Source organism: Klebsiella sp. G-Nf4 (assembly GCF_002810615.1).
GTDB classification, from domain to species: Bacteria; Pseudomonadota; Gammaproteobacteria; order Enterobacterales; family Enterobacteriaceae; genus Klebsiella; species Klebsiella variicola.
The window spans coordinates 36,114-56,869 of the sequence record NZ_PION01000016.1 but is presented as its reverse complement, the minus strand read 5'-3'; the positions used below and the strand labels follow the sequence as shown (position 1 = coordinate 56,869).

At 51.1% G+C, this 20,756-nt stretch carries 26 protein-coding genes and 4 pseudogenes; 26 read left to right on the top strand and 4 right to left on the bottom strand.

Features of this window, described 5'->3' with window-relative positions:
• Window positions 1–19: 19 nt before the first annotated feature.
• The 4 genes and pseudogenes from CWM57_RS24895 (at window position 20) to CWM57_RS24880 (ending at window position 1,553) form a co-directional block, all read left to right on the top strand.
• The gene (locus tag CWM57_RS24895) at window positions 20–526 is read left to right on the top strand and encodes an antirestriction protein ArdA (RefSeq protein WP_072124144.1); all 507 of its coding nucleotides are present in this window, start codon (window positions 20–22) and stop codon (window positions 524–526) included.
• A gap of 42 nt (window positions 527–568) precedes the next feature.
• Window positions 569–760: a hypothetical protein gene (locus tag CWM57_RS24890; protein WP_072124145.1), complete on the top strand. Its 192-nt coding sequence runs from the start codon at window positions 569–571 to the stop codon at window positions 758–760.
• 186 nt (window positions 761–946) lie between these two features.
• A pseudogene (locus CWM57_RS24885) lies at window positions 947–1,201 on the top strand (DNA polymerase III subunit theta).
• A gap of 34 nt (window positions 1,202–1,235) precedes the next feature.
• Window positions 1,236–1,553: a hypothetical protein gene (locus CWM57_RS24880; RefSeq protein WP_072124147.1), complete on the top strand. Its 318-nt coding sequence runs from the start codon at window positions 1,236–1,238 to the stop codon at window positions 1,551–1,553.
• Between the two features lie 117 nt (window positions 1,554–1,670).
• Here the strand turns inward: CWM57_RS24880 and CWM57_RS28270 are convergent.
• Window positions 1,671–1,889, bottom strand: a pseudogene (locus tag CWM57_RS28270) (hypothetical protein); the annotation flags it as partial.
• A gap of 325 nt (window positions 1,890–2,214) precedes the next feature.
• Between CWM57_RS28270 and ssb the strand changes: the two are divergent.
• The 9 genes and pseudogenes from ssb (at window position 2,215) to CWM57_RS24830 (ending at window position 7,185) form a co-directional block, all read left to right on the top strand.
• Entirely contained in the window at window positions 2,215–2,757 is a 543-nt protein-coding gene (ssb, locus tag CWM57_RS24865; RefSeq protein ID WP_100676542.1) for a single-stranded DNA-binding protein, read from the top strand.
• A 48-nt stretch (window positions 2,758–2,805) separates the two neighbouring features.
• Window positions 2,806–3,054 carry a DUF905 domain-containing protein gene (locus CWM57_RS24860; protein ID WP_022644895.1) on the top strand — a complete coding sequence of 83 codons (249 nt, stop codon included), beginning with the start codon at window positions 2,806–2,808 and terminating at the stop codon, window positions 3,052–3,054.
• A gap of 68 nt (window positions 3,055–3,122) precedes the next feature.
• Window positions 3,123–5,123, top strand: coding sequence for a ParB/RepB/Spo0J family partition protein (locus CWM57_RS24855; protein ID WP_100676543.1), 2,001 nt, complete (start codon window positions 3,123–3,125; stop codon window positions 5,121–5,123).
• A 44-nt stretch (window positions 5,124–5,167) separates the two neighbouring features.
• The gene (psiB, locus tag CWM57_RS24850; RefSeq protein ID WP_100676544.1) at window positions 5,168–5,599 is read left to right on the top strand and encodes a conjugation system SOS inhibitor PsiB; all 432 of its coding nucleotides are present in this window, start codon (window positions 5,168–5,170) and stop codon (window positions 5,597–5,599) included.
• Window positions 5,596–6,327 carry a plasmid SOS inhibition protein A gene (locus CWM57_RS24845; protein WP_060598836.1) on the top strand — a complete coding sequence of 244 codons (732 nt, stop codon included), beginning with the start codon at window positions 5,596–5,598 and terminating at the stop codon, window positions 6,325–6,327. The genes psiB and CWM57_RS24845 overlap by 4 nt, the downstream gene beginning before the upstream one ends.
• A complete protein-coding gene (locus tag CWM57_RS24840) occupies window positions 6,324–6,551 on the top strand; it encodes a hypothetical protein (RefSeq protein WP_048334732.1) in 228 nt (75 codons plus the stop codon). Before CWM57_RS24845 ends, CWM57_RS24840 begins: the two co-directional genes overlap by 4 nt.
• Window positions 6,551–6,790, top strand: a complete 240-nt coding sequence (locus CWM57_RS24835) for a hypothetical protein (RefSeq protein WP_100676545.1) — start codon at window positions 6,551–6,553, stop codon at window positions 6,788–6,790. The genes CWM57_RS24840 and CWM57_RS24835 overlap by 1 nt, the downstream gene beginning before the upstream one ends.
• A gap of 175 nt (window positions 6,791–6,965) precedes the next feature.
• Window positions 6,966–7,118 (top strand): annotated as a pseudogene (locus CWM57_RS28265) (DUF5431 family protein); the annotation flags it as partial.
• On the top strand, window positions 7,063–7,185 hold the full coding sequence (locus tag CWM57_RS24830) for a Hok/Gef family protein (RefSeq protein ID WP_085842394.1): 123 nt from the start codon (window positions 7,063–7,065) through the stop codon (window positions 7,183–7,185). The pseudogene CWM57_RS28265 and the gene CWM57_RS24830, both read left to right, overlap by 56 nt.
• A 305-nt stretch (window positions 7,186–7,490) precedes the next feature.
• On the opposite strand, the gene CWM57_RS24825 is transcribed toward CWM57_RS24830, so the two are convergent.
• A complete protein-coding gene (locus CWM57_RS24825; protein ID WP_060598838.1) occupies window positions 7,491–8,903 on the bottom strand; it encodes an amino acid permease in 1,413 nt (470 codons plus the stop codon).
• A 546-nt stretch (window positions 8,904–9,449) separates the two neighbouring features.
• Window positions 9,450–10,352, bottom strand: a complete 903-nt coding sequence (locus CWM57_RS24820) for a LysR substrate-binding domain-containing protein (protein ID WP_100676546.1) — start codon at window positions 10,350–10,352, stop codon at window positions 9,450–9,452.
• A gap of 282 nt (window positions 10,353–10,634) precedes the next feature.
• Here CWM57_RS24820 and CWM57_RS24815 point away from each other — a divergent pair, with 282 nt between their 5' ends.
• The 10 genes and pseudogenes from CWM57_RS24815 to CWM57_RS24770 all read left to right on the top strand — a co-directional run bounded on the left by CWM57_RS24815 (window position 10,635) and on the right by CWM57_RS24770 (window position 18,134).
• A complete protein-coding gene (locus CWM57_RS24815) occupies window positions 10,635–11,774 on the top strand; it encodes a trans-sulfuration enzyme family protein (protein WP_100676547.1) in 1,140 nt (379 codons plus the stop codon).
• Window positions 11,775–11,794: 20 nt separating this feature from the next.
• The gene (locus CWM57_RS24810; protein ID WP_158236771.1) at window positions 11,795–12,724 is read left to right on the top strand and encodes a DMT family transporter; all 930 of its coding nucleotides are present in this window, start codon (window positions 11,795–11,797) and stop codon (window positions 12,722–12,724) included.
• Between the two features lie 114 nt (window positions 12,725–12,838).
• Window positions 12,839–13,140: pseudogene (locus CWM57_RS24805) on the top strand (DDE-type integrase/transposase/recombinase).
• Window positions 13,141–13,441: 301 nt separating this feature from the next.
• Window positions 13,442–13,753: a type II toxin-antitoxin system HigB family toxin gene (locus tag CWM57_RS24800; protein ID WP_023292165.1), complete on the top strand. Its 312-nt coding sequence runs from the start codon at window positions 13,442–13,444 to the stop codon at window positions 13,751–13,753.
• Window positions 13,750–14,166: a helix-turn-helix domain-containing protein gene (locus tag CWM57_RS24795; RefSeq protein ID WP_049010942.1), complete on the top strand. Its 417-nt coding sequence runs from the start codon at window positions 13,750–13,752 to the stop codon at window positions 14,164–14,166. Before CWM57_RS24800 ends, CWM57_RS24795 begins: the two co-directional genes overlap by 4 nt.
• Window positions 14,167–14,982: 816 nt before the next feature.
• Window positions 14,983–15,363 carry a hypothetical protein gene (locus CWM57_RS24790; RefSeq protein WP_060598880.1) on the top strand — a complete coding sequence of 127 codons (381 nt, stop codon included), beginning with the start codon at window positions 14,983–14,985 and terminating at the stop codon, window positions 15,361–15,363.
• A 66-nt stretch (window positions 15,364–15,429) separates the two neighbouring features.
• Window positions 15,430–15,777 carry a hypothetical protein gene (locus tag CWM57_RS24785; RefSeq protein ID WP_060598879.1) on the top strand — a complete coding sequence of 116 codons (348 nt, stop codon included), beginning with the start codon at window positions 15,430–15,432 and terminating at the stop codon, window positions 15,775–15,777.
• Between the two features lie 91 nt (window positions 15,778–15,868).
• Complete coding sequence (locus CWM57_RS24780) at window positions 15,869–16,099, top strand: hypothetical protein (RefSeq protein WP_023340951.1); 231 nt, start codon at window positions 15,869–15,871, stop codon at window positions 16,097–16,099.
• A gap of 46 nt (window positions 16,100–16,145) precedes the next feature.
• Window positions 16,146–16,979, top strand: coding sequence for an N-6 DNA methylase (locus tag CWM57_RS24775; protein ID WP_100676548.1), 834 nt, complete (start codon window positions 16,146–16,148; stop codon window positions 16,977–16,979).
• Window positions 16,980–17,603: 624 nt separating this feature from the next.
• The gene (locus CWM57_RS24770; RefSeq protein ID WP_015632491.1) at window positions 17,604–18,134 is read left to right on the top strand and encodes an antirestriction protein; all 531 of its coding nucleotides are present in this window, start codon (window positions 17,604–17,606) and stop codon (window positions 18,132–18,134) included.
• 37 nt (window positions 18,135–18,171) lie between these two features.
• Here the strand turns inward: CWM57_RS24770 and CWM57_RS24765 are convergent, their stop codons facing one another.
• On the bottom strand, window positions 18,172–18,609 hold the full coding sequence (locus CWM57_RS24765; RefSeq protein WP_015632492.1) for a transglycosylase SLT domain-containing protein: 438 nt from the start codon (window positions 18,607–18,609) through the stop codon (window positions 18,172–18,174).
• Between the two features lie 472 nt (window positions 18,610–19,081).
• On the opposite strand from CWM57_RS24765, the gene traM reads away from it, so the two are divergent.
• The 3 genes from traM (at window position 19,082) to CWM57_RS24750 (ending at window position 20,699) form a co-directional block, all read left to right on the top strand.
• Complete coding sequence (gene traM / locus CWM57_RS24760) at window positions 19,082–19,474, top strand: conjugal transfer relaxosome DNA-binding protein TraM (RefSeq protein ID WP_020805752.1); 393 nt, start codon at window positions 19,082–19,084, stop codon at window positions 19,472–19,474.
• A gap of 237 nt (window positions 19,475–19,711) precedes the next feature.
• A complete protein-coding gene (locus CWM57_RS28260) occupies window positions 19,712–20,413 on the top strand; it encodes a hypothetical protein (RefSeq protein ID WP_223861285.1) in 702 nt (233 codons plus the stop codon).
• A gap of 85 nt (window positions 20,414–20,498) precedes the next feature.
• Window positions 20,499–20,699, top strand: a complete 201-nt coding sequence (locus tag CWM57_RS24750; RefSeq protein ID WP_048289787.1) for a TraY domain-containing protein — start codon at window positions 20,499–20,501, stop codon at window positions 20,697–20,699.
• Window positions 20,700–20,756 lie beyond the last annotated feature (57 nt).

Below are 20,756 nucleotides of genomic sequence, written 5' to 3'. Positions count from 1 at the left end.
GCCCCGTAAGGAGATAAAAATGACTTCATCAGTAACCGTTCCGGCCGTCTACGTGGGCACATATCACCAGTACAACGGCGGCAGTATTTTTGGCGAATGGTTTGATTTAACCGACTTCGACGACGAAGACGAATTTTATGACGCCTGCCGGGCGTTGCATGCCGCCGAGGATAACCCCGAGTTTATGTTTCAGGACATCGAGGGTATTCCGTCACAGTTTGCCTCTGAATCCTCTGTTAAGTGGGCGTTTATCGAGGCATTCCGGCAGGCTCAGGACGAAGGACGCGCCGCCGCGTTTGTGGCCTGGGCGGAATATACCGGCGAGTGCGACTATGACGCCTTTGATGATGCGTATTGCGGCGAGGCTGAAAGCGAGGAGGATTTTGCTTATGGCTTTGTGGAGGATCACGGCCTGTTAAACGAGGTGCCTGAATCCCTGCGCGTCTATTTCGATTATGAGGCTTACGCGCGGGATCTGTTCAGCAGCGGCTATGTCTTCCATGAAGGCTATGTATTCAGCAACTGATTACTATCCGGCGGGGAAGCCCGCCGGTTAAGGAGAAAGCACATGAAACTTGCACCACAAAGCCGCGATATCCTGCGACAGTACAAAGCCCTGATTAATGCCCGCCGCCGCGATGCCGGTCAGCGGGAACTGACCACTGCGCAGTTGATGGATGAAATCTGTGAATACATGACCTGTCAGTGTGCCGTCTGTATTGGCGGCCATTTCATCCTTCAGGGGGGAAAGGAACGATAAATCACAGGGCAGGGGGGAACCTCTGCCGCTGCCGGCCGCGCGAAACCCCGGGCAGGCTTCGCCTGCCGGAGAGAGACGTCGCCGCGCCTCCGGCACCGCGTTCGCTCTTCTCCGTTGTCAGTCGCTTCCGCCTGATAATGGGCGTATTATCAGGTTCTCTTTCTGTAAACCTGACCGGTGGTGTATATGTCGACGTGGAATATCGCCGCTTTTTCAAAAGAGGAGCAGGACAAAGTTGCCGTCGATAAGGTGGCCGCTGCTGTTGCCTGGCAGTAACGCATGAACAAGCCCGTCATGCCGGAACTTGTTGAACGGGAACAGCCTGAACACCTGCGCGAATATTTCCGTGAACGGCTCCGCGTACATCGACTGAACAGTCAGCAGCTGCCGCGCGCAAATGTGCCCGAATATAATAAACCGGGTGATGATCTGCAGAATTGATTTTCTTACTCAGTGTGTCCAGGGAGGGTAATCTGTGCGTATGTCTCTGATGTTTGCTGCCGTGACGCTTTTAACCGGTATTAACCTGTTGTTTATTCCGTTTCAGCCTGTCCCGGCTCTGTGGGGGGCTATCCTGGCCGTTGCTTTTGTTCTGATTAATGTCGTGGCAGAAAAACTGCGCCTCTGGAGTGGCATGGCGTGGATTATCGCTGCCGCCATCATCATAACGCTGATGCTGAAGGGGAAAGAGCCGGGTGACGAATTACGCGTGCTGATCACCGTTTTTGCTTTCCTGGCTTCGGCCTGGTACTGCGTTGTGCAGTACAGAAAAGAAAAGCATTTTCGCTCCTGATGTTCCCGGCTGGTATCACGCCGGATAATCGTCAGCCATCTCTTAAGCCACATGTAATCCATTATTACCCTCCCGTTTTCTGTTTTCTGCCCGTTCCCGTTTTCACTGCGGGCGTCCGGGCGGGCTGTCGTGAACGGAGCCGGTAAACCGTCTCCGCCCTTCGGGCTTCCATCCCATGACGCAACACCAGGGCTTGCAGCCTCCGTTCCGGATGCGCCGCCCCTTTTACGCGCCGTATCCTGCGCTTTTCGCACCCCGGCAAACTGACGCCGGGCTGTAAGGCGCAACGCCGTTTCGCGCCCGCGCGTTCCGTCGTTGCGGCGGGTCTCTGCTCATTTCCGTTCCTGGTGCCGTTCACCCCTTTAAGCCCCTTTCGCCCGGGCTGACATAGCCACAACCTGTCGCATTGGCTGTCCAGGGTGTAATGAACAGTCCACAAAACTTTTTGCATGGAACTGCAAAAACTTTTGTGTCCTGCCCCGGACAGATGCGTCAGGCCGTGGCGTCTTTGCCCTTGCGGCGAAGGTTCTCAAACGGGTGATGGAAAATACCAGGGGAACAAAACAGCAGGTTCCCGCAAAACGTCAAACCCGCGGCTTCCGGTAACTCAACGGATGATGGGGTTTAAAAGCAAAACCAGCGATTAAAGGAGACATTCATCATGGCATCACGTGGGATTAACAAAGTCATTCTGGTCGGTCATCTGGGACAGGACCCGGAAGTACGCTACATCCCCAACGGCGGCGCAGTGGCCAGTCTGACGCTGGCCACGTCTGAAACATGGCGTGACAAACAGAGCGGCGAAGCGCGCGAAAAAACCGAATGGCACCGTGTGGTGATCTTCGGCAAGCTCGCGGAAGTGGCGGGCGAATACCTGCGTAAAGGTGCGCAGGTTTACATCGAGGGCCAGCTGCGCACCCGCAACTGGCAGGATGATGCCGGAACCACACACTATGTCACCGAGGTGCTGGTCGGGCAGAACGGCACCATGCAGATGCTCGGCGGCCGCCGTGAATCCGGTGAGCCTGAGAGCGCTGCGCAGCCGCAGAGTCCTGCCGCCCCGGCACAACCTGCTCAGGCCCCGGCTAAATCCCCGAAAGCAAAGGGCGGTAAGAAAGGCCGTCAGGATGCGGCTCCGTCGCAGCAACCGCCTCAGCCACTCCCGGATGATTTCCCGCCAATGGATGATGACGCGCCCTTTTAAACCATGATGAAGACACCCCGTTCAGGCGGGGAAGAAAAGGAGAAACACATGGACCACAACGTTTTGTCCCCGCTTGAATCCTTGCCGGATGGCACGTTTACCCGCAGGCAGGCTCAGGTTGCCGCAGCGCAGTATCAGAATGTGGCGATTGAAGATGACCAGGGGACCCATTTTCGCCTTGTCGTCCGTCATCAGGATGACGGCAGCATGATCTGGCGCGTCTGGAATTTTGAACCGGGCGGTGAGTACCTGATGAACCGCTATATCCGGGACTACGGAGTACGCAAAACGCAATAAGCCGTAAGAGGTGCCGGGCAGATGGGCCTGCCCGGCAGACATTAATCAATATCGGAGAGAAATCAATTATGTCAGTGACCGAGTCTAAAGCAAAAGCAACGGTTAAAACCAGCAAAAAAACGGTGAAACCTGACGAAGCCGCCGCCCTCAAAGCCGCGCTTGAGGCTGCTCAGATTGAAATGGTGCCGCTGTCGTCGCTGGTCAAATCCCCGCTGAACGTTCGCACTATCCCCTATCCGGCTGACAGTGTCCGGGAGATGGCCGACTCCATCATGGCGATCGGCCTGATCCAGAATCTGGTGGTTCACTCGCTGCCGGACGGTATATCAGGTGTGGCTGCAGGTGGCCGTCGTCTTGCCGCCCTGCAACAGTTGCTCAGCGAGCAGCGTATCGATGCCGGATATCCGGTTGTCGTCAAGCGTGTCAGTGACGACCTGGCGGTGGTCGCCTCGATGGTCGAGAACGACAAGCGTGTGGCCATGCACCCGGCAGAGCAAATCAGCGGGTTCCGTACCCTCTCAGAACAGGGGAAAACCCCGGCGCAAATCGGGGACCAGCTGGGCTACAGTGCCCGTCACGTTCAGCGCATGTTGAAGCTGGCAAGCCTCGCCCCGGAACTGATTACCCTGCTGGCAGAGGACAAACTCGACGTGGAGCAGTGTCAGGCCCTGAGTCTGGAGAGCGACCCGGCACGTCAGGTGCAGGTGTATGACCAGGTGAAAACCTCATACGGCAGCACACCCGCTCACCTGCTGAAGCGGGCCATCACGGATACGGAAATCGCCGTAACCCACTCCCGCTTCGTGTTTATCGGTCGTGAAGCGTATGAGGCCGCCGGGGGCGTGGTGCGTGAGGACCTGTTCAGCGCTCAGGAGGGAGACGGAACGGCGGACGGGGTACTGGTTGAACGTCTGGTTCAGGAGAAGCTGGCGGCGGCTGCACTGGCTATCGAACAACAGGAGGGCTGGTCATGGTCACTGGCTCGTGAGGGATCCGTCAGAAACTACGGTGATGACCGCGAACATTATCTGGTGCTGCCGGCGCAGGAGGGGGAATTCAGCGCTGAGGAACTGCAGCGCCTTGATGAACTGTACGCCACGCTGGAGGCAACGGAAACCTTTGAGGATGAAGCCGCCATTCAGGTGCTGATCGATGAGATTGAAAATGCCGCATCGGTTCGGGCGTGGACACCGGAGCAGAAAGCGGCCTGTGGCGTGGTGGTCAGCCTGTATGACGGTGAGCTTTGCGTCCAGCGTGGTGTGCAGAAGAAGATCCAGACGGCGGCATCTGACGGCGGGGAGCACGGTGGCGAGCAGGCTTCTGTGCATGTGGTCACCCGCAGTATGCCGGATGCAGCAGAGGGTATCAGCGTGCCGCTCCTGAAAAAAATGTCTTCAGAAAGGACACTGGCGGTTCAGGCCGAACTGGTTAAGCAGCCACAGAAAGCCGTGGCCCTGATGGTCTGGCGGCTGTGCAGCTGCGTGTTCGACTATTGCACCACCACCCGGCACCCGTTTGTCCTGCGCCTTGAGGTGCATCACAGCGGCCTGACCAGTGAAGCCCCGACCGGAGAGGAAGGTCAGGCATGGCGGTATCTGATGCAGGAGAAAGCCCGTCTGGAAGCCCTGCTGCCGGAGGGCTGGCAGAAAGATTTCACCACCTTCTTCACCCTCGACGGACAGACCCTGATGTCGCTGATGGCCTTCTGTACCGCCTGTTCCGTCGATGGCGTCCAGACCCGTGAATGTGGCCACACCCGCCGCAGTGACCTCGATGGCGTGGAGGCGGCGCTGGGATTTCATCTGCGCGACTGGTGGCAGCCGACAGCGGATAACTTCCTCGGGCTGCTCAGCAAGGCCCAGATTGTGGCGGCACTGAAGGAGGCCGGGCTGACCGGAGCCGCCTCGGATGCCGAAAAAATGAAGAAGGGTGATGCTGCCAGCCATGCTGAACAGTGGCTCTCCGGCTCCCGCTGGGTACCGGGATGGATGCAGTCCCCGGATGCCGCAAACCCGGACGATGCACATGTTGCCCCGGACACCGATGAACCTGCCTCACACGCTGCCTGATAACGGAGACGCCGCCCTGCGGGGCGGCGATAAGGAGACTGAAAATGAAAACGTTACTGACTCTGGATGTCCTCAAAACCATGTCCGTCGATGAGCTGGAAGATTACCGCGCTGCCGGTGAAGATTTCCGCCGTGAGCTGACCCATGCTGTGATGCGTGTTCTGGATTTGCCGTCAGGCTGGTCCGTGAACGGTGAATATCGCAGCGAGTTTGGCGGCTTTTTCCCGGTTCAGATCCGCTTTTCTCCGGCCCATTGCCATTTTGATGTCGCTGTCTGCAGCCCCGGAGAGTTGAGTGAGCGCTGGATGATCGTCTTTGTGACACGTGGTGGCCAGCCGTTCTCTGTTGTTCGCAGCATCGAAGAATTTAACCCGGAGTTGATCTCCCACACGCTGGCATTGATAGCGTGTCTCGATACTGACAGATATTCCTGCGCCAGTATCATCAGCACGCTGGAACAGGAGGGCGCACAATGATCCATTCGTCCCGTTCCCTTGTCACCCTGCAGCCTGCCCGGCAGGCTGCGCTGCAGGCCATTATGACCGTGGAGAATGCCCGCCAGCGCGGTGCTCGTCTGTCTGCAGCGCCACACGTGCGTACCTTCCTGCGCCTGCTGACCGGGAACAGCCGTATGAACACGACCGTGGCGCAGCGCATTCCCGGCCTGAGCTGGGATCCGAAACATCGTCTGAGCAGTCTTAAACAGGTGGAAGAGGCGCTCGATGCACTGATTGCCAGTCACGGGGAGTACTGTCCGCTGCCGCTGCCGGTTGATGTTCAGGCCGAACTGTTCCCGGAGGTGCAGCACAGCCGGACTGAGCGCCGGAAACAGCGCAGCAGCCTCGCCTTTACCCGTAAGATGCGTCGGGAAGAACGCGCATTGGCGCATCACTGGCGGTTACGGCAGAACCTGCTGGGACAGGCCGTCACGGAGCTGAATTTTCAGTCGCCGGAGACGGTCAGTCGCTGGTACCGCCGGTGGGCCGATGAGTTTGACGCGCGAGAGCTTGCACCTGCCTTCTGGCACTGGCGGTCGCGGTTTGCCTCGCTGGCCTCTCTGGACTGGCTGCGGGATGCCGGGGAGCCGCTGTATGAGGTGATGCATGAAATCAGTTTTATCGTCAGGGGATCCGGGGAACACATTCTGGAACGCGAACGCTGGCTGGTTCCCAACAAACTTGAGTTGCGGGAGATAAAACGATGAGAAATAACCCCTGCAAAACGGAGCTGAAGGTGGCCCGCAGTCAGCGCAATAAACTGCATACCATCTCTTCCCGACTTAAAGATATGACCTGCGAATGGGACGGGTTGAGTGGCTGGCTGGAAACAGAAACAGAGCGGCTGGTTGAATATGTCGATCAGCATATTCAGGCGCTGGATGAACAAATAAGGGACTGGTCTGCAGGAAACAGCGACAGGGAGTTCTGATGAGTATTGTCAGCCGGAAGTTTGATCGGAAGGATGTGGGAACGGTATTTCGCCATGCGGTGACCGGGAGAGTATTGTGCCGTCTGGAGGTAAAACTGACTGCAGAAGACAGGGAGGAGTTACTGTCCTTAATCAGTCTGGTGTATCGCGCCGGAGAGAACGCCGGTAGTGAACAACGGGCGGTTGAAATCCGGCAGGCGCTGGGTTTACAGACAGAGAACGAGTCAGGAGGTGTTTGAGGATATATTCAGTTATCAGGCTGTTAGTCCTGGGTGGATTCGATACGACAGGGTATAATGACGTCGGCGCTTGAGGCTTTTTGCCTCATGACGTAAAGGTGGTTTGTTACCGTGTTGTGCGGCAGAAAGCAGAAAGCCCCGTAGTTAATTTTCATTAACCCACGAGGCCCCCTGTATGTCTCATCAACAACAGTATGGCCTCTTACCGTGCTCAATGCAAGGAGGAGTAAACCATGAAACTACCGCGAAACGCCCTGGTCTGGTGCGTATTAATCGTGTGTTTAACGCTCTTAATATTCACATGCCTGACCCGGAACCGCTTATGCGAAGTCCGGCTGAAGGACGGGAACAGGGAGGTCGCGGCAAGCCTGGCTTACGAATCCAACGGTAAGTAGCAACCTGGAGGCGGGGGATACCCCGCCTTTTCAGGGCTGCGTTGGTCTGACATGCCTGAAGCGCCTTTATGAAGGGGTTGCCGGTTCGCCGGTAGCCCCTTTTTCCTTATGTGCCCTGCATGGGCGCACTCCTGTGGGTGAAAGTCCCGCCTTAAGCTGGTCACTGCGAAAGAAGTGAAGCGCAACTGCATGAGGGCGACCGAATGTGGGTAGGAAGCGTGGAGCATAAATCATGAATTGATGTGCTTATCGTGTCGTGACCCTGGCCTTCTTCGCTGGTACCTCATACAGGAGCGCCCGGCGCTTTACAGGCTCTGGTTTTGTTGTTGATAGCCCGACGTTCTGTTTTTCAGCCAGAAAACGCAGTAGCAGCAGACGACGAACGGAATGCCAAAATACAATGCGACGCGTTGGGAGGGATCGAATGCAATACCGATGCACGCGCACACGCACAGTACGATGGAGACAATGGGAACAATGGGAAAGGCTTTCACCTTATATTTGAGATCATCTACGCTGCCGCCGTTAGCGATAAATGTCTTACGAAAAGCGAGCTGGCTGGCTGAAATACTTATCCAGACCAGCACCACCGCGAGTCCCGAGATCGAGACGAGTGCTAAATACACCGTATCGGGAGAGAGCACGCTGCTCAAAAGAGATGCGCCTGCACCCATCATGCTGAAAATAATGGCAAAGACGGGCGTGCCTTTGGCGGTTAAACGTGAGAATGAAGTCGAAATATGCCCCTGATCGGAAAGGGTCCACAGCATACGCGAGGCGGCATATAGTCCAGAGTTGGCCGCTGACAGCAATGCCGTGAGGATCACAAAGTTCATCACATCCGCCGAATAGGAAAAACCGGTTAACTCAAACACCATCACAAAGGGGCTTTCGACCAAACCCGCTTTCTCTCGGGGCAGCAGCGCTGCCAGAACAAAAATCGTACCGATGAAGAATAGTACCAGCCGGTAGATCGTGGTTTTGATCGCTTTAGGTATTGACTTTTCCGGGTGCTCTGCTTCACCCGCCGTAATCCCGATGAGCTCCGTCCCCGAAAACGCAAATGCCACGGCTAATAATGCCGATAAGATCGATGCGGGGCTCGTCGGGAATAGCCCTTCACGAGTGAAATTTGCCAACCCGTACTGCATAGAACTGTCGTGATGAAACACCCCAACAATAACCAGCCCACCGACGACAATGAAAACGACCACCGCGATAACCTTAACCAGCGACAGCCAAAACTCTGTTTCCGCAAACAGTCGCACCGAGACAATATTGCAAATCATCACCGACGCTGCGAAGAGCAGACTCCAGATCCATACCGGAGACTCAGGAAACCAGCGCGTCATGAGAATACCGGCGGCGGTAAACTCGGAACCAATCGCCACCGTCCATGTTAACCAATATAACCAACCAACCGTATATCCCGTTGCCGGACCGATAAACTTTGCGGCATAGCGACTAAATGACCCGGTTTCCGGCATATGTACGGCAAGTTCCCCTAACGACATCATCACCAGATACACCATTACGGCGCCTACCGCATAAACCAACACCGATCCCAATGGCCCTGCCTGATTAACCGTATATCCGGATGTCAGAAACAAGCCGGTACCAATCACGCCTCCTAGCGCCAGCATGATAATATGACGAGTTTTCATTTCCTTTTTAAAAGAATTATCGCTATGCGACTTGCTTATTGTTGCAACTTCCATCAGGACACCTCGAGAAAATAGTTTTCGTAAGTAATAAGAGTGTTGTCTGGTCATATTTAAGCAACGAATTAATGTTGTTAAATTATTAACTGCATTTATCGTTATTCTCATCCTGAGCACAACACGAGGCAGTTGCCGGGTAATATATATTTCGGAATTTTAATATCCACGCCATGAGATATAGTTCGCCCGTTCTGGCTGGCACAAAATTCAATTTCTTATATGTATTTTAATTTAGATATCTCAACAGTTTCCCGGCTATATCCGTGCCATCGCTAACCCGAGAATCTAATAAATATTGATATTCGCAAAGTAATTAATAACGGGCCTGAGGGGGCGTTTTTTTAATGTCTGTCGCAATATCCCACGCCCGGAGACTGAACGAATTGACCGGTTAATGGTCTTGTAAATATTTGTTTTTTTTGATATTTTATATTTTATACTGTGTCATTAAGGCCCCCAGATGCATCAGGCCAGGGGGCAGTGTATAAGAGGTAAGTATCAGCAATCAGAATGAACGTGCTTTTGTATCACATGGAATGCTTATTACATTAATGTATCCCCTGACGAATGCCTCACAAGCCATTCAGCAAAACGTCTGGCAAAAGGGTTGCTGAAACCGGTGGTCGGATAAATCAAATAGAAATCCTCGGTCGTCGATAAGTGCTGTTCGAAAGGGGCGACCAGCGTGCCTGATTTCAGTTGATCCTCGACCAATGAAGAGCGGCCCAGCGCCACGCCAAATCCCGACTCAACAAGATTAAGGACGCAGGCATAGGTGTCGAACTGCATTCCTCTGGAGGTATTGACGGTACTGCAGCCGACATATTTTAACCATTCTCCCCATCCCTGTTCATAGCCCATAACATGGATGAGATTATGATGCTCAAGGTCATGAATATCATTTAAATTTAATTGATTGAGTAGTTTTGGTCCGCAAACGGGAAAAAGTTTATCATGGGTCAGACGCACGAAATTGACGCCCTGCCACTGGCCCTTCCCCCAACGAATCTCCATATCGGCGCTGATGTTTTCCTCGCGCATCCAGATATCAGTGTTGAACTGGATATTGATATCCGGATGTTCTTGATGAAACAGGCTCAGACGACGGGCGTTAAGCCAGTAGGTGAAAAAAGCGATACTCCCTTTAACCTTGATTTGTTTGCGATGCCCTTCACCAAAAATCTCATTTGTGGCGATTTCTAAATGTTGAATTGATGCCTGCACGATGGTCAAGTAGGCCAGTCCCTCTTCCGTCAGTTCAATACGGCGCGCCAGCCTGATGAACAGATGTGATTTAAGGTGCGCTTCCAAGCTTCTGATATGCTGACTGACCGCTCCCTGTGTCATATGAAGTTCTTCTGCGGCAAGGGTAAAACTCATGAGTCTTGCCGCCGATTCGAAAGAACGCAGCCAGTTTAGTGGGGGGAGCTTTCTCACGTTTTGCATCTCGTTCCTCGTGTTCTCTCCTGCTGCGTGCGGCTAGGGTCATGCGCAGGAACAGAGTTAATTCTGCGATTGTCACATAGCTTCTGAGCCTATGTATTAATTTTTCGATATCTTAGCACGTTATTTTTTCTGTTTAATTTTTTCTCATTTTAAGAGATTCTCCCGGCATAGGATCAGCTGACAGGCTATAGAGCTGCTGGATAACTTTCAACTGGTTATCGATCTGATTACGATTATGAATAGAAATTAAACCCATTTATATATTCTGTTACGGACATTTTAATGAATAATTTTGATACGTTACTTGCGGGGTTAGATCACTATACGGATAGCATAACGGGGGGATTGGTTCCTTCAATTCATACCGCCGTTTCATCCAGAACAATAATGAATGATGCAGCGATCAATTATATTCGCAGCGGCAATCCAACCACCCAACTGGCGGAAAATATTTTAACCAAAATGGAGGGCGGGGCGTCTGCCGCGGCGTTTAACTCCGGTGTTTCAGCGGCGTGGGCAGTTTTGCTGACTCTTAAGCCACATGATGCCATTGTTGTTGAAAAAGACTGCTACTATGAATTTTTCAAAATCATGAGCGATTTTTGTAGTCAACATCAAATTACGATTTATTTTATTGATCTATCTGATTATGATGCCCTGGAAACGGCATTAGCCGGAAGAGCTATCTCGTTTGTTTGGGCGGAAACCGCCACCAATCCCTTATGGAAGATCGTCGATATTGCCAGAGTCGCCCGTCTCGCCAAGCGCTACGCATCGCGGTTAATCGTCGACTCTACAGTCTCAACCCCGCTTGCGGTACAGCCTTTGGCGCTAGGCGCCGATATAGTCCTGCATTCCGCAACAAAATATTTAAACGGCCACGGAGACCTGACTGCGGGCTTTCTGGTGTGCAAAGAAAACGATTACTGGTGGCAGCAGATATTAAATTTCAGAACCAGCGCGGGACTGATTCTTCAGCCCATGGAAGCATGGCTGCTGGTTCGCGGGATGCGCACCCTGGCGTTAAGGTACGGTAAAGCTAGCGCTAATGCGCAACAACTTGCAAACTGGATGTTAACGCAAAGCGCCATTGCCGAAGTTTTCTATCCTGGAATAGCCGCCAATGAATCCGCCGATCTAGCCAGAGTTCAGATGAATAATCTCTATGGCGCAATGCTGTCATTTCGGGTGAAAAACGGAGCCGTGGCCGCAAGAATATTACCTAAACTTACCAAGCTATTCAGAAACTCGATCTCGCTAGGGTCAACAGAAAGCCTGATTGAATACCGAAAAGATACCGAAGGAGAGGAATCATCTTGTCCTGACGATCTGCTCAGACTTTCGGTCGGCATTGAAAATGGACTGGATTTGATCAATGACTTAGCGCAAGCGTTCGATGCGTTGCAAAAATTAAAAATATAATCGACATCATGAGTGGGACAATGAATACACCTATAACGCCGTTGGCAAAGCGTAAAGACCGATATCGAGGATATAGCCTATGGCTGATGCTGACGCTCATGGTATTATTATGGGGATTAAGTTGGCCAGCGATGAAAACAGCGCTCCATGATATTCCTCCACTGTGGCTAGGAACCCTGCGATTCTTAACCGCCGGAATATGTCTGTTTATCATCGTCGGGTGTAAAAAGCAATTGACCGTCCCATCGAAAAAAGATCTGCCGATAGTCTTCAGCGTCGGAGGCCTTCAGATGCTCGCCTTTACGGCGCTGGGGCTGATCGCAATGCAATATACCGACGTCAGTCGGGCGGCACTGCTGGCCTATACAACGCCTTTGTGGGGGGTGCTCTTCGCCTGGATAATCAATAAATCGCTGCCCCAGAAAAAGCAGCTGCTCGCTTTATGTATAGGCATTATCGGTATTGCCATCATCTGCTCTCCGCTGGAGATAGACTGGTCCCAGCAGGGGATGGTAAAGGGCAATCTGTTCTTGCTACTAGCGGCGCTTTGCTGGTCGGTGGTGATTTTTCACGTTAAACAGCATCAATGGCATCTGTCACCGCTGGCGCTGGCACCCTGGCAAATGTTATTTGCGACAATACCGATGCTGTTGCTTGCCATTAAATATGAGGGATGGCCACGTGAGATCCACTGGAGTCCGCTGCTTTGCGCGTTGATTGTTTTCATCGGACCGATTGCGACCTCTGTTTGTTTCGTGATATCGACGGAGTGCGGCCGAAAAGTATCCAGCTTTACAATGTCAAATTTCACGTTGGGCGTCCCGGTGATTGGCGTCATCTCATCCGTAGTTTTCCTCGGCAGTCATCTTACCTTTGTCTTTTTGAGCGGCTTAATCTTGGTGTTTACCGGGGCCATGATGGCAGTAGCCTTTTCATTTCGGGACGCTTAACAGAGGGAGTTTTACCTGGATGAGATTATCTGCTTGAGCAAAGCGGAAATTCGGCTCTGTCGCATTAAGAAGCCGTCAGATAACATACTGTTTTTTTTGCGATATTACCTCACTATGCAGTTGATCCGAAAAGCCTTCAAACGTCTGCACTATCCTGTCGATATTATTGCTCAGTGTGTTCGCTGGTATCTGACTTACTCACTCAGCCTGCGAAATCTCGAGGAGATAATGGCTGAACGCGGTATCACTGTCGACCATTCCACAGGCAAAGCAAGTATCTGAATAACCTGATTGAGCAGGATCATCGAAATATCAAACGACGAATACGTCTGATGCTGGGATTTAAGTCGTTCCGTCGGGCACCGACGTTGCTGGCAGGTATTGAGCTGCTCCACATGATACGTAAAGGACAGTAGCAACCCCCACAAAGTGATGGATTGTCACCCGCAGAACAATTTTATCTGTTAACTGCCTGTAAATTCAGCAGCATACAATTGCTGACATGCATACGCTAATGCGACAGAGCCCTTGAAGCTCGCGCCTGGTTGCTGCAGAACAAAGCTGAATTCATCGCTCTGATCCTGGGCATTGAAGTCGTAAAAGTCGGGTAATCGGAATGGCTGGCGGGGAAGAAATTGGCCTGTCAGCCTGTTCCCATATTGTCAACTCCCGTAGAGTTAAGTACAATGTTTCCATAATGGAAACCGGAGACATGGCGTGCATGTTATATCACGAGCCCCTTTTGATGAGGCGGCAAGACACTATCCGAATGATGCAGCGGCCATCGATGACACCTATCGTGTACTAAAGCGGGTTGTCGCAAAAAAACCGGATGAGCTAAAGCGATACTTTACTAGTCTGGATCGCATGAAATACCGGGAGAAATGGTGGGTTATCGATATCGGCGGTAATAACCTTAGAATGATGTTTTTTGCTGATTTTGAGCGCGGAAAGATATTCGTCAAACACATAACCACCCATGCTGAATATGATCGCTTAACGAAATATTATCGGGAGCACAAAGAATGATTTTTAGCGATGCCATTAAAGCTGCGAATGACCTGGCCAGTATTGTCCCTCTGCTGGGTGGCAGCTCGTCCCGCAAAGATTACGAAGAGGCACTTAAACTCGTTGAATATCTTCTGGAACATGATCCGGACAGCCCGCTGGTTGATATGCTGACTGCCCGCATCGATGCCTGGGAAGATAACGCGGTGGAATTTGAAGAATTTAATACGCGCATCGAAGCAGGCAAAAACGGTGTATCGTTGCTGCGGGTTCTTATGCAGCAACACGGGCTTTCACAGTCCGATTTCGAAAATGAGATAGGTAAAAAATCGCTCGTCAGCCGGATCCTCAGTGGTGAACGCAGTCTGACCCTTGATCACATGCGGGCGCTGGCAAATCGATTTCAAATCCCGGTCTCGATGTTTGTTGACTGATACCGGAACAGAGCAGGCGAAGAGGGCACAGATGAAAGAGCGAGACGTATTTTGTGAACTGCTGGAAGGCATGACTGCATGGTGAGAGTTCAATGCAGGGAATGAAACGCTGCGATCGCACAGTAGCTGTCTTAAACCTGTCATTCTGACTACGAGACGGGCAAAAAGGCCGCGCGCCTGCGGCGCCGGGAAAACCGGGCCGCGCTGACGCGCCGCCCGCATTTCCTTTCGGCGTCTTCCCTGTTTGCTGCCCGCTGTCTTACTGCTTCTTCTCCCTGCTGTGTCGTCGCTGTTAAACCCTTTAAGGCCTTTACGTCAAAGGCATAACAACTCTGGACCCCTTCGGCTCCTGACCCGCTGGCGCGGTTCAGTCGTCGAGCCACACTCCGCTAACCGCGAAAAGACGCGGTAAGCTCCGCCGAACCCGCTACGCGGTTTCGGGCCTGACGGCTAGTGTCTGAGGTCAGCTGCAGCGCTTGCTGCGACCGTTCCGGCCGCGCCGCTTTCACCGTGCCGGCGATACACCTGCCGGCACTCTGATGGCGCCACGCCGTTCCGTCGTGTCGGGTGTGTTCATTCTCATCCCTTCCCCTGGTGAGTCATCTCTAGTTCGTTCCCCGGCGAAGGGCTGTTCGTAGCACCGCCGTGTCGTCACCCAAGGGGTAAATAAACTCCGCCAAAAACTTTTTGCCAGGGACCGCAAAAACTTTTTGTCTCCGCCCCTTGTTCTCCTCCTTACGACGTTGCTCCTTTGCCCTTTGCCGCCAGGGAACTCACCGAGAGATGGATTAACCACCAGACCAGAGGAAAAGCAGAATGAACACACAGAACGTCAACGTCAAAACCGCCACCAAAGAATCTACCGAAAGATGGGTTGAAAACCGTCAGGCCAACGTGATTAGCGAGCAAAAGAGCCTCCTGATGTATCTGGCGGAGCTTAAAAACAAGCGCCTGAGAGAAAGCGAAAGAGCTGAACTGGTATGGGGCACGTTGATGCGTATGGCTGATAACGTCCTGGGTGCGGGAGTGGTTGACTGGCACGCGGACGTTCTGCAGGTGCATTTCGGCGTTGCACAACCGTGGCTTCAGTCCCGGAAACTCGTTGAGCTTTTTTATGGTGATACCGGTAAGGAAGCGTGGAAGGACGCACGCAAATACATTGCTGACTCAATGCGTGCTGAACGCCATATGCCATGAATCTGCTTTTTTTACCCAACATCTGGCGGTCCGGGGGCCGCCGGCGATCCACATAAGGAGAGACGTATGAACTCACACCTGACCGAATCCTCTGCAGTCCTGGGAATGCAGACCACCGCAGAGGCAGAACGTGCGTACTGGCTGAGTCGTCGTAACGATGCGGTGAAAGCACTGGAAGAAATCGACGTTCATGCCTTTCACGAGGCGCTGGGACTGATGTACCCGCTGAACTGGTCAACGAGCGAAAACAATGAATGGGAGTCCTTCATGATGGCTGAAATGTACTGCTGCGACGTGACAGAGATATACGCCCGCTACGGAGCCAGATATTTCCGGCTGCGGGATGTGTGCAACCTGAGCCATGCGCAGATTACAACGCGCATTAAGGAGGAATTTAACCTGTTCCAGAAATGAAAAAAGCAGGGAAAACCCTGCTTAATCCACGCCGTAAAAATCGCTGTAACGGTTTTTACGGCTCCATTAACTACCAGACGGAGTTAATTCTATGAACAGAAGTATTGTTTCACCTTCCACAGCGGCTGTAAAGCCCCGTCGTCATCCACGTATCCAGCGAGACGATATTGCGGCCCAGGAGATTGATCCGGCGCTGAAAGCCTTCGGACGGCATATTGCCCGCAGTATTCGTAAGGGGCGCGGCGTTCATATCCCCGCGATGAACAACACCGCCTTCGGGCAGGTACTCCGCACGCTTGAACTTAAACGCGCATGTAACTGATAAGGTGAGCCGCTCCTTCGGGAGCGGCAACAGCGGAGATAATTGTATGTCACAGCTGAGTTTTGCCGATTTTTTTAACATGGCCAGAGGAACTGCGGATAACAGCGCTGTCATTCAGGCAAGGCTACAGGTCCCGGAAATGGTGCCTTCTGTTCAGCGTTTGATGGACGAGCAGCACAGCCGGAGCCGCTTTATCCGTGTGTTTAAAGACACGGGCCGCCATCTGGGACGCTGGGAGGTGTTCAGTGATTTTCTGTCACTGGCCGCCAGTGAACTGGATATGGCCCGCATCAGAACGCCGGAAAGCATGGAGCACTGCCGGAAAATCTGCGCCCGGTACGAGGCCACCGACATCGCGAACATGCAGGAAATGTTCTGCATGATGGTGTGTGCGCTGGAGGCGAAATTTCATGATTTTCTCGGTGCCATTTTCATGGAGCTTGAACTCGGAGATAACTTTCGCGGGCAGTATTTTACCCCGTATTCAGTGCAGTGTCTGATGGCGCGGATGCTAATGCCAGGTGTCAGAGACACTATCCGCCGGGAAGGGATTGCCACAGTCAGCGATCCGGCGTGTGGGGCTGCCGGGATGCTGATCGCCTATGCAGAGTGCCTGCTTGAAGCGGATATTAACCCCTCCATGCACATGTTCGGCAGCTGCATTGACATCGATCCGGTGGCGGCAGATATGGCATTCATCCAGCTGTCACTGCTGGGGATAGCAGCGGAAGTGGTAACGGGCAACACGCTCACGATGCAGATCCGGCGTGTGAGGTATACCCCGGTTTTCTACCTCAATGACTTTGAAAAACGACTTGCAGATCTGCGCCGGTTCAGGTCTATGCGGGACTTTATGCGCGGAATACAGGGGGCCGCGTAAATAACCGGAAGGGCAGGGGATAACCTGCCCGACTGCGCTAAAAGGCCGCAGCGCCTGCGGCGCTGAATAATACCGGCTGCGCTACGCGCCGCCCGTATTACTCCGGCGCGGTATTATCTCATCAATATTCTTTATTCATCCCTGTTACATCGCTTCCGCTATTCTGCTGTGTATCTCTTCCGCTATTTATCTCTGATGAAAGATTAAATAAATACTGACCCGGGCGTCGTCCCTGTCGGGACACGGCTGTCGTGAACAGAGCCAGCAAGCTGTCTCTGCCCTGTCGGGCTTCCATCCTGACGCAAATTCAAAATCTCGCTTGCTGCATCCTTATCAGGATGCGCCGCTCTCACCGTGGCGATAAATACCCGCCACTCCAGGGCCTGAACGTGAATCTGATAAACACCGGATTGACGTTCAGGGTTGTGCGCATTCTCACTCCTGCTCGATATCGCCCGACTTCATCTTTCGCGGAGGGCTGCTTTTAGCATCAGCCGTGGAGGAAATAAAGGGGTATATAAACGCCGCGCGCCCCTTTATTTCCTCCCCGTCGGCTGCAAATTGCCCTTCGCCGCTCAGTGATGAAGTCGAACGTTTTAATAAACCGCGAAGGAGAAAATCAGTATGCGCACAATGAAAGTCAACACCGCCACTCGTGAATCAGACGAACAGTTTAAAACAGATAAATATCTGCGCAGTGCCGTAACCAATGGTAAAGCTCGCCTGGATTTTATCCCGGAGCTCTTTTTTACGCCGTTAGCCGATACTATGGCCGCGAACTGGTTACGCCAGCATTCTGAATACGACGGCGGTTCCTGGTCTTACTGGGTTATTCCACAGGGTGTCGGCGGGAATATTGCACCCAACAGCATCCAGTTCATTACCACGCAGACCGGATATATCGCACCTGAAGGTGAGCAGCGTTACAGGATGTGCATCCCGGGAAATTATTTCGAAGGTGAGGTCAGCGCTGATGCAGCAGGCATTATTGCCACGCTGATGATTATGAACAGGCTGTCCTGGCACGTGGCTGAAATGGGGCCGCAATATGACCAGATCTGCAGGCGACTGGTTTCACGGCAGGATGCACTGAAGGATTACATCAGCATTATTCATCATCCCGAACGGCATTTAATATGGCGGGCAATTGATTAATCACTTCCCTGTTCTGAAGACCTCATGAATGAGGTCTTCATTTTGTTGTTAAAGATGACTGGCCGGCATTTTTATTTTTCTTGATAGCGAGGTAGATGGCCTCAATCTTCCTGGCGTACTCCAGTCGTCGCATGGCCTGCCTGTCCGTTCTCCGGAACCCGGCGTTGTAGGCGCCGACTGCCTCCCAGCTGACTCCCCATTTTTTAAAAGCCAGTGCCAGATAATAAGCACCGGTGTAAATATTCAGACAGGCATCAGTCAGAAGGTGTCCCGGTTTAATACCGTACTGCGACAGTTCACCCTGGTGTTGCGAGTCGATCTGCATCAGTCCGGCACCGTAGCCAGCTCCCGGGTTTTTCCCGATGGCATTCACCTTCCATTTAGACTCCTGCCATGAAATAGCCCGCAGCAGATCGGGATCTATTCGATAGTCCCGTCCTGCCATATCAAAACAATCCGCAGACCAGGCAGGCATGGAAATTAAAAGCAGGGTGGCTAATACCAGTTGTTTTCTCAAAAGACTCCCTCCGGGTCGATTCCTGCAAATACGTTAACCCAGACCAGAACCAGACTCAACAGATATGCACTCCTCACCACAAAATCACCACACCCCACGCAAAATTAAAATTTTGCAGATTGCTATTTGGAAACAGTGAGTTATGAAATAAATAATGTGCAGTACATTTATTTAATGTGTTAATGCGAATCGGCTATGAATCTATATAGATTCACTAACGAATTGCATGAGATTCAGTAGAGACTATTTTTTTGTAAAACATTTATTTACAAGTGCCATGAATCTATATTAGATTCGTGGCTAAAAGGATAGTGATTCGTGAAGTGAATCTTCATTTCTATCATAGTGACTCTAATTGTGAATCGCGCAACATGCGTAGTTTTAGCTCTTAGGGTTTATGGATTATACGAGATTATAATTGTGAGGGACTATGGCTAAGATCCAGGTTTATGTAAATGACAATGTTGCTGAAAAAATTAATGCGATAGCAGTTCAGCGTCGTGCTGAAGGTGCGAAAGAGAAAGATATAAGCTATTCAAGTATTGCATCTATGTTGCTTGAGCTTGGTTTGCGTGTCTATGAAGCCCAGATGGAACGTAAAGAATCCGGATTTAATCAGATGGCATTCAATAGAGCACTGCTAGAAAGCATGGTTAAAACTCAGTTTACTGTAAATAAGGTGCTGGGGATCGAGTGTCTAAGTCCTCATGTTAATGGCAATCCAAAGTGGGAATGGTCAGGGTTAATAGAGAACATACGGGACGATGTTAGTGCGGTGATGGAGAAGTTCTTTCCGAATGAAAGTGAGATTGAGGATGAATAGCGTAAGATTTTACGTAATATAAATGTAATCATTGGTTGGGCTGGCTTATTTATTGTAGAATGAATTATTGTTCTTCTTATTGGTGAATATTTGGAAGAATGATCTAAGCTAATCAGATGACATCCTTTTCAATGGGATTTATAATTTAGGTGTAATTGAAAATTTGAGAATCATTGGTGTAGAGAGTCGAACCCTCTCTACACCAACTATCCATAGAAACCTTCTAAGGAGGAACCTATGTGTGCGATGGATCGTAGTAGTGATGACAGCTTAAGTCAATCGGTTAGGGATGCTCTTCTTCACATAAAGGGGTTGTATAACATCTCACCTGTCTCTGTTTGCGTAAGAAACCAACAACGTGATGTACTATATTCCAACACATCATTTGAACAAATGTATGACTTTTTTAAAACAGAATGTGTAGCAGGTAGTTTTTCTGGAACGTTTTATGAATTGGATTTGATGTTTTCCCAATTAGAACTTGATTGCATGGTGCTAGGTAAAGGCTGTGTTTTAAGTAAAATTTTTTCGTGTGGAAAATCGAATTTTCAAATTCGGATTGAGTGTATCAGTCTTTTGGATGATGATTTTTATTTTTTTTGGCAAATAAATCTTCTGATAACGGTTCCATTACCCAGCCGGAAAATGGAGGTTATCAAATCAAAAGGTAATTCAGATTTTGATGAGGCTATTTCAAAGATAAGTGATTTGAATATAATTCCTCTTTCATTTTATGTTCTTGGCTTTAGCTATTTGGATATATCAAGTTATATCTGTGTGTCTGAAAAAATTGTGAAAAAAAGAATCGATCGTTCGAAAGAGAAAGTACTGGAGATCTATCCTTCTTTTAGCTCATTCATATCGGATTGTTACAAGACCAGGAAAATATATTTTTTCATTGAGAGTGTTTACGAATATATAATGTTAATGAAGTGTTAAATAAATTGGGGCTATTTAGCCCCTTTATTTCCTGTGCCTTTCTGTGTAATGATTTGTCTATAAGGTCTCGAATCGGAGAAGTTGTGTGTCAAAGCGTTATACCAACACTGGAAATAAGAATATTGTTTCCGTTTACCTTGATGACGACACTCATGCACTTTTAGTTAGCGCAAAGAACCGTAGTGGCAGAACGAAGTCAACGGAAGTGGCGATGCGACTTAAAGATCATCTAAGACGCTTCCCCAATTATATTTTTTCTGAACAGAGCGAGGAGGAAGGAAGGTAAAGATATAAAAAATCAGGTTTAGATGTGATTTTCTACTAACGTATACATTCTCTTTAA